We start from the raw sequence: 12,440 nt of genomic DNA on the forward strand, positions 1-12,440 counted from the left end.
TGCCGTTGAGGAAGTGTGATGAATATCTCACATTGCTTTTTATCAGGTAAATCGGCGTGCTAGCCGATAAAAATGTGTGATAGAAAGTTTAGAAATTCTCTTCCACCATTGATTGAATATGGAAAAATATTTACTTCCTGAACATATGTTGCATTTTGGTTTAAATATTTATCAGTTTGGCCACGAGGCTTGTGCACCTGCTCATACTTTTGGCCCGGCTGTTCGCCAACATTATTTATTGCACTATGTTCTGGCTGGCAAAGGGAGTTTGCTTTCTGAACAGGGACGCTGGGATATTTCAGCCGGTGAAGTTTTTTTAATCTTCCCGCATCAGATAACCACCTACTCCGCCGATAAGAAAAAACCGTGGGAGTATATGTGGCTCGAGGTAGATGGATTGATAGCGCAGCGCACCTTTGAGCTTTGTGGGCTTAACCGAGAAACCCCCGTTTGGACGGCAGCATTACCACGAGGTCATCAGGCGCTGGAGGAGGTATGGAAATTATTGATTGCTGAAGACGCCGATCGTCCGATTAAACTGGCTGGATTAACCTGTCTATTATTCGATGCATTAATCAGTGGCGGGAAAAATAGTGCTATCCCCACCAGCAATGATAACAAGCAGTTGGATCATGCCATTGCCTTTATCGAACGCAACTATCAAAACCCAATTGGGGTCAGTGATATTGCAAACCATTGCAGAATTGACCGCAGTTATTTGAGTCGGATGTTTCAAAAAGCGTTGGGTGTAGGGCCTAAACAGTATTTATTGCGTACGCGTATGAACATGGCGAAAAATTTACTGCAAGATGCATCATTGCCCATCAAAGTGATTGCCTATTCGGTGGGTTACAACGATCAACTCCACTTCTCTCGCGCTTTCAAACAACATTTTGATTTACCGCCGACAGAATGGCGTAAGCGTTACCCGCCAAACAGCGATTGTATTGAGCTTTAACATCATCGACGCCAGATTCAGGATTTTGCCATCAGTGATTTTACCGTGGAGATAAAGTGCGGCCACTGGTGGAAACGCATAATCGGCATATGGGCCTGGCGTTGCGCTCTTAACGCATCGACAAATGCGCTGGCTTGCTGATCAATATCTTGATGATTCTGTTTCATGAGACTGCCCCTTTTGAGGAAAGTGTTAAGACGGAAAAAGCCGCCTCGTAAGGCGGCCTTTTCCGGCACTTCCGTGTGCAACCATCCGATATTATTTGTACAGTTCTGCGGTCATATGCACGACGTTACCGTTGCTGGCTTCAACAATTTTGTATTGTTCATTTTGCTGATGAGCCTGTGCTGCGATCTTCGCTTCTGCACCATCGAGAGTCAGTGAAGTTGCGGTCACAGTTTGTGCAAAGGTGGCAGCAGACATCAGTGAAAGAGCGGCAACAGCGGCGATTGACATAGCTTTAATAGTTTTCATGGTCATATTCCTTGGTTTGTTTGATGAGAAGGCTGTGTGCCTTCGATTAATGTTATAATAACCAAGCTAACTATTTACATCTTAACTATTAGTGCGATCATTATGATCGCACTAATAGTTAATGGAATCAGGATAACTCAAGCGTTTCAATTACCTGCCGCACTTCACGCTGTTCTTCACTGGACAAAGCACGCAGTGGTCTCGGCAAATTGTTCTCATCAGCCAAGCCGAGGATCGCTGCCGCAGCCGACATCACACGAATGCTGCCACCATGTTGCCGGAACAGCGCCCAGAGCGGCTCAAGCCGACGGGACTGCGCTGCCAAGGTGGCAAAATCGCCTGCCTGCGCAGCTTGCGTGAACAATAATGCCGTGTTGGGAAACAAGCCGCCGCAGACGGAAAACCAAACGTCACAACCGGCCATCAAACCATTGCCCGCTGCGGCATCACCGCTCACGCCAATACGGATATGATCGGGTAGATGCGCACGCAAGGTGTTCACGCGCTGCTTTGCGCTAGCTATCTCATCAGGCACTCCGGGGATTTTGATTGAAGCAATGTTGGAAAGCGCGGCTATCCGTGCGTAGAGCGGGTTCGAAAAGTCGGTATGCGTGGTGCCTGGGTTATCATAAACGCAGATGGGCAGCGAAACATTCCGCGCGACCTCGGCATAGAAGCCAAACACTTCTTCTTCAGTGAGCTTTTGGTAGGAAACAGCAGGTAATAACAAAGCGCTTACGTCTGCATGCTGCGCATCTTCCGCCAGTCGCAACACCTCATCTGTGCTGGTTGCGCCAATACTGACCATAACCGGAATGCCATCCGCGTGTTGAACCGCCAGGGTCGCCACGCGCTGACGTTGTTCACGGGTAAAGTAGGCATAGCTACCGGTTGAACCCAGCACGCCCAGTGAATCGACTTTTGCCGTTGTTAGACGTGCGAGAAGAGAGAGGAAGGATTTTTCATCGATGCCTGTCGCATTGACCGGGGTCAGTGGAAAGGCACTAAGACCTGAAAACATAGCCAGCTCCTGTTAGATAACGTAAAAACGCATCTTAACAACAGCTGACTATTTGGCATAGGACAAAACTTTTAACGTTTGGCCTTTCTTCTGAAACCTAGCCAGAATAGCGCCAGCACCACGATGAGCCCGGCAGCGGCCATGCCGATGCGCGACACCAGCATCAGCGGCGAAGCATCACCACCAGCACGTAGCGATTTCACCCGATCCTCGCTGATCTGTACCTTGCTGTGCCCGATATCCTGCATCACATAGTTAGTCAGGGTTGCGATTTGGTGGTCGTTGAGTTGACCGGCAAAGCCAATCATCCCTTGCCCCTTTTCAGGCCAAACGCCTTGCAGGACTGCCATCGCCACATTGTCTGCATTGGGCTTATTCAACACCGGATGATTTTGCAATGCCGGTAATCCATTCAGCCCTTCGCCCGTCAGGTTATGGCATGACGCACAATTATTACGATAAATCTGTGCGCCTTCGCTTAACCCCGCCTGCGGCGTATCGTCACCTCTTACCGGCGTCCAGCGATTGGCCTGGGCAGGTTCAGCTGTGGCGCTATCCTGTGGTAACAAATAAGTCGCAATCGCTTGACGATCTTCTGGCGTCATACGCGAGAAGCTCTTATCGATCGCTTCCAGCATCGGACCGCCCGCCGTTGCCCCGTTGCTGGCGTGGCCAGTCGCAAGATACTGCGCCAACATTTCACGCGTCCAATGCGGTTTGCCCTGCAAAGTTGCAGCTGTGATGTCAGGTGCAAACCAAGTACCAAGTGACGCGCCCTGCAAGTTTTTGTCCTGCTGTTCCGCCATCAAGAAATTACGTGGTGTGTGGCACGTGCTGCAGTGGGTTAACCCCTGTACCAGATACGCACCGCGATTCCACTCTTCTGACTGCTTTTCGTCCGGCTGGAAGGGCTTGCTGTCCATAAACAACAAATTCCAGGCTGCCATGCTGAAACGCAGATTGAAGGGGAACGGCAATGCCGTTTTCTCTGGCTGAATATCTACCGGCTGCACACCGTGCATAAAGTAGGCATACAATGCAGCGACATCCTCATCGGTAAGCTTCGCGTAAGCGGTATACGGCATCGCCGGATAAAGCTGGCTGCCATCACCGCGAACCCCTTTACGCAACGCATCGGCAAACTGCTGCTCATTGTATTGGCCGATCCCCGCCGTTTTAGAGGGGGTGATATTGGTACTAAAGATCGTGCCCAACGGGCTGGCAATGGCGTGGCCGCCACTGAAAGGCGCTTTACCCTCTTCGGTATGACACGCGCCACAGTCACCGGCTATCGCCAGATACTCCCCGCGCTTAATCAGTTGCTGATCCGCTGCATGCGCTTGTGAAACAGCCAACGCCAACGTGCCTGCTGCAAGCAGGGCTTTCCAGTGCTTAGCCATGTTGCGTCTCCTGCAGGATTTTGTCGGCGGTACGAAGAGCCAGCGCCATTGCCGTGAGCGTGACGTTACAGGTGCCCACTGTTGGCATCACACCGGTGCCAACCATAAACAGGTTCTGATGATCATGTGCGCGCCCCCATGCATCGGTCACACTGGTCGCCGGATCGAGGCCCATAGAGAGCGTGCCGGTGATGTGCTGGCGATTAGAGAACTTGCCGGTTTTGCTGTGCTTGATGTTGGTTGCGCCGAGTTTGGCCGCAATCGCGTCATAGCATTCACGCGTTTTTTCGGTGCCTTTGGTGACGTAATCGCTGACGTCCCAATACAACGAAGGTGTTGGCAAGCCCAGCTCATCTTTGTTGCTACTTAAAGTCACACGGTTGTTTGGATCGGGTAACTGTTCCAGCGCATTCTTAATGCTGAGTCGGCGGGCAGCACGGAAGCGAATCTCTTCTTCCAACTTCTTGCCGAATAAACCTTCAGCCAGCACTTCTTTCGTGACAGCAGCGACTTGAGACGCGTTAGAAATATCGATGCGGAACGGAGCATGTTCACTACGGAATTCGCCGTCACGGAATTGACCAATTGAGCACGGGCTAACAGGACCACGGCCTGGCCAGATCTCTTCATCGACATCAAAGGTGACACCAATCGCCGGGTGATCGCACAGGTTACGGCCCACATTGTCATGCACATTCGCAATGCCGTTAGGGAACTTGTCACTGACCGACATCAACAGCAGTTTCGGTGTTTCAATCGCGTTAGCCGCCAGCACAAAGGTTTCTGCCGTCACGCGGTGGCTGACTTTGTTCCAGTCATAATAATTAGCCGCCACGATATTGCCTTTAGCATCGTGCTCGAGTTGATACACCACCGCTTCAGTAATGACTTTCACGCCACTGTTCTCTGCCTGCTGTGCCGCAATACCGCCATGGTATTGCGCATCAATAGGACAAAGCGGCATACAGTTGTTATTGCCGCAGCATGCCGGACGACCGTCATAGCTGTGGCTATTACGACCGGTACTGTCATCCAGCACGGTAAAGTCTGGCGCAAGGCGGGCCGTCACACGCTGTTGCAGCCAGGAGGCTGGCACGCGTTCCATCGGATAGGGTTTACTGCGCGGTGAACCATTGTCGGGTGAGCCGCCTACCCCCGCGATCACTTCGGCCTGATAGTAGTAATCTTCCAGGTCCTCATAACCTATCGGCCAATCTTTACCCACGCCATACTGGCTGTGCTGACGGAAATCGTTGGGAACAAAACGCCACAACTGCGCCGCCCAGTGCCAGCTGGTGCCACCAAACATACGGATATATTGCGCAGCAAAGGGATGTGGCCCCGCCTGATGCAGATAATCATTGGACTCCGGCGTATAGCGCGGATGAGGCGCCTTTGGCGAGAACGGATACGGTGACATAAAGTCAGATTTAAACGCCGACGCGCGGAAACGCTCAACGAGTTGATCGCGTCCGACTTTCGGACCCGATTCCAGTAACAGCACCGATTTCCCGGCTTTTGCCAGACGTGTCGCCAGCAGCGAGCCATTAACGCCCGCGCCAATCACGACCACATCAGCGGAATTATTATTTTTCATAACCGACATTTCTCTCTGAATCAGGGCTGTTGTGCCCAGCTACCACACTCGCCGTAAGAAAAGCCCGGCGGCACTAATTTGTCATCCACCAGCAGATTGGCGAGTGTATTCACGTAAGTGACGTAAAGTGCGTGATTGCCTTTGCCGACCACACCGTTATACCAACCCCCCAAGATCGCTTTTGCCAGCTTTTCGCTGTCTGCATCAGCGGCAAATGTAAGATGATCCTGTTGCAACAGCTCTGGCTGATTCTGTAACAGCGTTTTCAACTGCGTTAGCGCCTGAAGAAAACCTTTTTGCGTTTGGGTAAGGGCGAGCAACAGCGCACGACCCACCGTGGCATTGAGGTTTTCTTGTTGCGTCAGCAACTGTGAGACCTGCATAAAATCGTCCAGCCCAGTCACATTAATCAGTGATTGCGCGGCATTCAGGCGCGGCAACGGTAAAAGCTGGCCTGCGGCGCTGGCTATAGTCACCAGGCCGACCATCTTCAACACGCGGCGGCGTGAGTAGTGCGTCATAATGTCTTCCAGTAAAAGCGTCGCCCGCGATGACAGGCGACAGAGTAAAAATCGAATCTATTTTTTATATCTGCGGCGCATTAGCCACCACACCAGCAGCGCAATAACGATCAATGCACCCACGCCCACGCCGACCTGCGCCAGCATCACCAGCGGCGAAGAGGGGCCGCCACGGCGGATCTCAGCCACTTGCTCAGGTGAAACTGTCACTTCCACGTTACCGTAATGGTGCAATATCCAGTTCGATAGTGTGGCAACTTGTTGGTCATCAAGGTGATTGAGCGCATTCGGCTGGGATCCGAAGGGTGGCATAAAGACATCACCTTTTGCGGTAGGACGCTGTACACCGTAGAGAATGGTGGCGATCAGGTTCGAAGGATTGCGCTCCGCTGTAGCACTATTATGGAATAGGCTTGGATAAAATGCGTCTTTTGTTCCTTCACCGCTGCTGCCATGACATGACGCGCAGTTTCCAGAGAACAAACGCGCCCCCTCATCGCTGGTGGGTGCGGTAAACGCATCCCCCCGGAATGCCACTAAATTCTGTGCAGCCTTGCCCTGTTCGAAACGCGATGCACCGCTAGCAGGTGCATTTTCATCCGTCACGCTGCTCATATATTCGGCTATCGCCGCTAAATCTGCGTCGGATAAATGCTGGAAGCTGTGGGTAATCGCTTCTGCCATGCTACCTGCGGCTTGGGCTTTATCCGCAAGACGCCCCGTTTTTAAGTAGGTCATCAGATCCTGTTGCGACCACTGACCAATCCCGCTCACTGAATTAGCGGTAATGTTCGGTGCAAACCAAGGCCCAACCTGCGCACCGGTAAAGGCATCCCCCTCTTTCTCTTGCATCAGGAAACCACGCGGCGTGTGACAGGTACTGCAGTGTGCTGCACCATCAACCAGATAACGACCGCGATTCCAGCTCGCCGATTGAGAAGCATCCGGTGTGTAGCCCGGCGCTTTTAAGAACAGCGCGTTCCAAAACATCATTGAGAAGCGCAGATTGAGGGGGAATGGCAGATGCGTCTCTTCGGTGCTCTTATCCACCGGCTGAACACCAGACATGAAGTAAGCGTAGAGCGCGTGGACATCATCATCCGTCAACGTAGCGTAGGCGGTGTAAGGCATCGCCGGGTAGAGATTGGCACCATCGGCACGCACACCTTTGCGCACGGCGTCAGCAAATTGCTGCTCGCTGTACTGGCCAATGCCCGCGATTTTAGACGGCGTGATGTTGGTGGCAATGATTTCACCGACCGGTGATTCGATGACTTTCCCACCCGCAAAAGGCTGTCCATGTTCTGCGGTATGGCAGGCGGTACAATCTGAGGCTACCGCTAAATATTCGCCTTTTTTGACCAAGGCATCATCAGCGGCATGAGCGGCGCCACTTGTCAGGGCGAGAAACAGCGCGATCTGTTTTAGCTTTAACATGATTACGCCTCCTGTGCCTGTTTAACGATGGCATCAGCGGCTTTAAAGGCGAGCGCCACCATCGTCAAGGTGCTGTTACCGCACGCGGTACTTGCCATCGCCCCGCCGCCCGGCAGGAACAGATTGCGGTGATCGTGAGCGCGACACTCGTTATCCACTACCGAATTAGCCGGGTCGTTACCCATGATGGTGCCACCCATAATGTGCTTGCTCTGGTTGTATTGTTTAGAGAACTTCTTATCGATCGCGCCCATCGCTTCGGCAATCTTGTCAGCGATCGGTTTGGAGTAGCTCTGGTACGAACGGCGAACATAGTCGCCCACATCGTAGTGAATGGCCGGTTTCGGCAGACCGAGCCAATCCTTTTTATCACTCAGCGTCAGGCGGTTATTGGCATCAGGCAGGATCTCATGCGCCAGCACGATATCGGCGGTACAGGCGGTCATGCGGCGGATCTCTTCATCCAGTGCTTTACCCACCAGCCCTTTCTCCAGTGCGCCAAAGGTGACGAAGCGGTTGCGCGCAAAGTTGTTGAAGCGGAAGTAAGCACCAGCATGCTCAGAACGGAAATCGCCTTGCGAGGTTTCCATAATGCCGCTGTTCACCACCGGGCCTACGCCCGCCCAGTAAGGCTCATCCAGCGTCACGGTCATGGTGATTTGTGGATGGTCCATCATATTGCGACCGACCTGGTCGGAGCTATTCGCAATGCCGTTCGGGTTGCGAGAGTCCGTAGACATCAGTAGCAGCTTTGGCGTTTCCAGCCCGTTACATGCAATGATGAACAGCTTGCCGCTGACACGATGGGTTTGCTTGTGATGATCGTAGTAATGCACCGCTTCAATTTTGTTGCCGGCATTGGTTTCAATACGCCACACCACGGCGTTATCAAGAATGGTGGCACCTTTGGCTTCGAGCCGGGAAAGTGCAGTCGCACCATCATACTTCGCACCAACCGGACAAACCGGCACACAGTTGTTATTGGCGCAGCAGGCTGGGCGATCGTCATAGGACATGCCGCTGTTACGGGCCTGCGCGGTAGGGATGTTGTGCAACCCCAGCTTCTCGCGCACCACTTCGGTAAAGCGTGCTTCACCTGGTCCAAACGGGAGCGCGGGCATCGGATAAGGTTTCGAACGCAGCGGTGGCCATTGCAGTGCCGGATCGTCCGGTCCGCAAATACCGAGTTTATATTCAGCACGGGCGTAATAAGGTTCCAGCGTCTCATAATCAAACGCCCAGTCACGGCCAACCCCGTAGCGAGAATGCAATTGCATATCCGCAGGCGTTAAGCGCCAACATGTACCCGCCCAGTGCCAGGTCGATCCGCCCGCATAGCGCACATAGCTTTGCGCATAAGAGTCTTCGCCGCTTAATTGCAGATACCCTTTGCCCGCCCCGGCGGGTTCCGGATGCGGAGCCCAATCGCGTGACGGGTAGCACTCAATCGGGTTGCCTTTGGCCGCCAAGGGTAGATTGCGATAATTTTCAACGATTTCGGCACGCGAAACGCGCGGGCCGGCTTCCAGCATTAATACCGGAATGCCGGCATCAAGCAGTTGCTCAGCGATCACCACACCGACCACGCCGGTGCCAACGATCACCACGGGTGACTGAGAAGGAGCTGCCATTTTTTATCTTCTTTTATAGGTCAGAATTGCGGTACGGGGAGAACCGGTGTGTTGGTGCGCTGCCAGTTATTTGGCCCACTGATGCCGTAAGACGGAATCGTGATGGTGTCCATCGTGGTGTGCCAGGTCAGCGCCTGTTCATAAGCGAACGCTTTTGCCGAACGTTTCGGTTCGAGGCAGCCGGAGTACCAGCCAAAGATGATCTTGTGCGCCAGTTGCTGCAAAGCACCTTCTGGAATCGCCGGGAAGAAGTCTTCAACGATCTGTGCCTTATTGGCGTTGGCAATCGCCAGCAGATGATTGAGATTTGTCATTAAATCCGGCTGTTCGAGCTCCAACAGCGCCAACATGCGCTGCCCGACCGCATCATCCAGTTTGTGATTGACCAGAAGACGTGATATCTGCATGAAAGGAATGAAATTTTTCGACGAGTCAGCAAACGCCAAACGCGGAAGCGCCGAGGTGATCAGGCCGCCAGCCACGATCACAACGCCGGACAGTAACACTCTCCGACGTGACAACTGGACCTCGCCAAGCGGCAGGTCTTGCAACTTACTCATGGTGTATCCCTGGTTAGTGACACGGCTCAAAACCCATCGCAAGGCGAAGGTAAAAAATCTAATTATTTTAATAACGTAACAGCACCGTCAGTTAACAATCACATAACGCAACGTTAATCAGATGCCTTATAACGACACGGACTTTTAATATAATAAATGGTTCTTAAACAAAAGCCATACGTAATGATGTTTTAAAATCAAAAATGAGCGAAGTCGGGCATGAAAAGCTAACAACTAATCACTTCGGGTGATATAGGTCGCAATAAAGATGAGAGCAGAGCGATGTGCGATGTGCGATGTGCGATGTGCGATGTGCGATGTGCGATGTGCGGAATTATATTGACCCTAAAAAAAAGCCGCCATCCCAAAGAGACAGCGGCTTGTAAAACAGCAGAAACCTACTTGCTCAACGTTGCATTCAGCGCATCAATTGAAGTCTGCAAGCCTGCTTCCACGCTCATGGTAAGATCTTCCATCTCCAGCGACACGTCGCCGTTGTAACCGGTCATGCGCAGTACAGAGAAGAACTCTTTCCACCACTTCAGATCCTGACCGCAACCGACTGCAACGTAGTTCCAGGTACGGGTTTTCGTGTTAGTCACCGGTTGATACTCCATCAAGCCGTCAACGTCTGCCAAACCACGCTCAATGCGCGCGTCCTTGCCGTGGACGTGGAACACCGCCCCTTCCAGCTTACGAGCAGCAGCAATCGGGTCCGCGCCCATCGCGATCAGGTGCGAAGGATCGAGGTTCATGCCGATCATGTCATCCACCTCGTGACGCAGGCGCAGCAATGTCGAGGGGTTGTACACCAATTGACATGGGAACTCTTCAATCGCGATTTGTTCGACGCCATGCTGTTTAGCGTGCTGGACAAATTTTTTCCACCATGGAATGGCCACCTCATTCCACTGATAGTCGACCACACCCGGCATATAATCTGGCCATGAAATCGTAGAGGTAATCCAGTTTGGCACGCGGTCTTCTGGCCCCCCACCTGGCAAGCCACTCATCATCACGATCTTTTTCACGCCCAACTTGCCTGCCAACTCAACCGCGCGATAGCTGCTTTTAGTGTGTGTCTCACCTAATTCACCCGGCGCCAACGGGTTCCCCGAGCAGTTTAGCGCCACAATGCGCATTTCACGTTCAGCCAGTTCTTGCTTGAACTTCTCCAGTTTTTCTGGCGATGCCAGCAGTTCCTCTGTTTTCACGTGCGGGCACGGTGACCATCCACCCGCCGTCATTTCTACGCCCTCAATACCGTAGCTTTTAACTTTATCCAGCATCGCCGCGAAAGGTAAATCCGCCAGAACGTCAGTACATAATGCAAGCTTCATTGTTTAATCCTTCATCTGGTGCGTAAATCACGCTTTCTCAAATTGTTCGATAAATTCTTGTTTGGTTTTTGCATTGGCTAATAACGTCGTTTTCACTTCATCGCCAAGCAAATTGGCAATATCAGCCAACAGTGGAATATGTTCATTTTCGGTTGCCGCTACAGCAACGACGACAAACACCACTTTTCCAGCACCCCAACTCACACCATTTGGAAATTGGAAAACCTGATATCCGGTTTTAATCACTTGATCGAGGTTCTCTTTCGCACAATGAGGGAAAGCAATACCCGCCCCAATATAAGTAGAGATGCTTCTTTCACGCGCTAACATGCCATTGATAAAACCCGGTTTTACATAACCGGCCTGCTCTAACGCCTTTGCGGCAATCTCAATGGCTTGGTTTTTATTGGCTGCCCGACATTGCAAATGCAGCGCATCTTCCGTCAGTTTCAACATCGTCATTCCTCACTTTCCGCGAGAAGTTAGGTTATAAGCGATAAAGCGCTGGCTGCTCTGGAATCACCACGCCATGTTTTTCGCCATCTTTCAGGGAGGCCAGACCGGCATCACAGACCAGCGCGACGACGTAGCCATCCCAGGAGGAAGGGCCGCTCATTTCGCGTCCATCACGCACGCTGTCAACAAAGTGCTGAACCTCACGATCGTAAGCCGTTGCAAAACGTTCCATGCAAGATTGCGCAATGTGCTGGGCATTGCCGTTAAGTGAACGGGTGCTGATGAACTGTTGCTCCGTCAAGGCGGCAATAGCATTTTCGCCGATCACCTCGCAGCGGATGTCGTAACCGTAGTGGCAGTTCACAAACAGTTCATCGTCAATACGAACACCGGATTCGGTTTCGAAGATCACAATCAGCGGATCCTGCAAGTGCGGCAATGCCCGGCTGGTTTTCTTACGCGGCTTGTCTACACGCACAGACGTGATGTTTTCGTTCAACAAATAGCGAATGATGTCGATTTCGTGAGTGGCGGAGTCGTTAACCGCCATCTCAAGCGTGTAGCTCTCTGGCACAGACGGATTACGGTGAGCACAGTGAATCAACATGATGTCGCCCAACGCACCACCCTCAATTGACTGCTTCAGCGCCTGATAACCCGGGTCAAAACGACGCATAAAGCCCAATTGTAAAAGGCGCTTACCCGCTTTAACTTCTGCATCAATAATTTCTTTCGATTCATCAGCCGTTGGTGTCAGCGGTTTCTCGCAGAATACTGGCTTGCCCGCTTTAAAGGCCGCCAAAATTTGCGCTTTGTGTACCGGACCAATTGAGCAGATAAATACTGCATCGACCAATTCGGAATTGATCATCTCTTCCGCATCATAAAACGCGGTGGCACCATATTCGTTGGCCACAGCATCGGCTGTTGTGTGGTTAATATCGCAAACAGCGGTGACTTGTGCGCCGGAAATAACATCGTGGAAGCGTTTCAGATGGTCCCGGCCAATCATGCCCAGACCAATTAAGCCGATTTTGACTGTCAT

Annotated in this window: 13 protein-coding genes; 1 reads left to right on the top strand and 12 read right to left on the bottom strand. The window is 52.1% G+C overall.

Annotation, left to right across the window (positions count from 1 at the left end; genetic code table 11):
- Positions 1 to 118: 118 nt before the first annotated feature.
- The gene (locus HA51_RS02345) at positions 119 to 958 is read left to right on the top strand and encodes an AraC family transcriptional regulator (RefSeq protein ID WP_084931674.1); all 840 of its coding nucleotides are present in this window, start codon (positions 119 to 121) and stop codon (positions 956 to 958) included.
- Between the two features lie 17 nt (positions 959 to 975).
- Here HA51_RS02345 and HA51_RS27180 read toward each other — a convergent pair whose 3' ends face one another.
- From HA51_RS27180 to HA51_RS02400, 12 genes are all read right to left on the bottom strand, one after another.
- Positions 976 to 1,125, bottom strand: a complete 150-nt coding sequence (locus HA51_RS27180; RefSeq protein WP_166934474.1) for a hypothetical protein — start codon at positions 1,123 to 1,125, stop codon at positions 976 to 978.
- Positions 1,126 to 1,216: 91 nt separating this feature from the next.
- Entirely contained in the window at positions 1,217 to 1,432 is a 216-nt protein-coding gene (locus HA51_RS02350; protein WP_084931675.1) for a DUF1471 domain-containing protein, read from the bottom strand.
- Between the two features lie 127 nt (positions 1,433 to 1,559).
- Positions 1,560 to 2,453: a dihydrodipicolinate synthase family protein gene (locus HA51_RS02355; RefSeq protein WP_084931676.1), complete on the bottom strand. Its 894-nt coding sequence runs from the start codon at positions 2,451 to 2,453 to the stop codon at positions 1,560 to 1,562.
- 71 nt (positions 2,454 to 2,524) lie between these two features.
- Positions 2,525 to 3,853, bottom strand: a complete 1,329-nt coding sequence (locus HA51_RS02360) for a cytochrome c (RefSeq protein WP_084931677.1) — start codon at positions 3,851 to 3,853, stop codon at positions 2,525 to 2,527.
- Positions 3,846 to 5,450 (bottom strand): GMC family oxidoreductase, encoded by a 1,605-nt coding sequence (locus HA51_RS02365; protein ID WP_084932072.1) that lies wholly within the window; start codon positions 5,448 to 5,450, stop codon positions 3,846 to 3,848. The genes HA51_RS02360 and HA51_RS02365 overlap by 8 nt, the downstream gene beginning before the upstream one ends.
- A gap of 20 nt (positions 5,451 to 5,470) precedes the next feature.
- Positions 5,471 to 5,971 (bottom strand): sugar dehydrogenase complex small subunit, encoded by a 501-nt coding sequence (locus HA51_RS02370; protein ID WP_084931678.1) that lies wholly within the window; start codon positions 5,969 to 5,971, stop codon positions 5,471 to 5,473.
- Positions 5,972 to 6,028: 57 nt separating this feature from the next.
- Positions 6,029 to 7,408: a c-type cytochrome gene (locus tag HA51_RS02375; RefSeq protein ID WP_084931679.1), complete on the bottom strand. Its 1,380-nt coding sequence runs from the start codon at positions 7,406 to 7,408 to the stop codon at positions 6,029 to 6,031.
- Positions 7,409 to 7,410: 2 nt separating this feature from the next.
- The gene (locus tag HA51_RS02380; RefSeq protein WP_084931680.1) at positions 7,411 to 9,039 is read right to left on the bottom strand and encodes a GMC family oxidoreductase; all 1,629 of its coding nucleotides are present in this window, start codon (positions 9,037 to 9,039) and stop codon (positions 7,411 to 7,413) included.
- 20 nt (positions 9,040 to 9,059) lie between these two features.
- Positions 9,060 to 9,599, bottom strand: a complete 540-nt coding sequence (locus HA51_RS02385) for a sugar dehydrogenase complex small subunit (RefSeq protein ID WP_084931681.1) — start codon at positions 9,597 to 9,599, stop codon at positions 9,060 to 9,062.
- Between the two features lie 398 nt (positions 9,600 to 9,997).
- On the bottom strand, positions 9,998 to 10,939 hold the full coding sequence (locus tag HA51_RS02390; protein WP_084931682.1) for a sugar phosphate isomerase/epimerase family protein: 942 nt from the start codon (positions 10,937 to 10,939) through the stop codon (positions 9,998 to 10,000).
- A 27-nt stretch (positions 10,940 to 10,966) separates the two neighbouring features.
- A complete protein-coding gene (locus HA51_RS02395) occupies positions 10,967 to 11,395 on the bottom strand; it encodes a PTS mannitol transporter subunit IIA (protein WP_084931683.1) in 429 nt (142 codons plus the stop codon).
- Between the two features lie 31 nt (positions 11,396 to 11,426).
- Complete coding sequence (locus tag HA51_RS02400; protein WP_084931684.1) at positions 11,427 to 12,440, bottom strand: Gfo/Idh/MocA family protein; 1,014 nt, start codon at positions 12,438 to 12,440, stop codon at positions 11,427 to 11,429.

Source organism: Pantoea rwandensis, assembly GCF_002095475.1.
Taxonomy (GTDB): Bacteria; Pseudomonadota; Gammaproteobacteria; order Enterobacterales; family Enterobacteriaceae; genus Pantoea; species Pantoea rwandensis.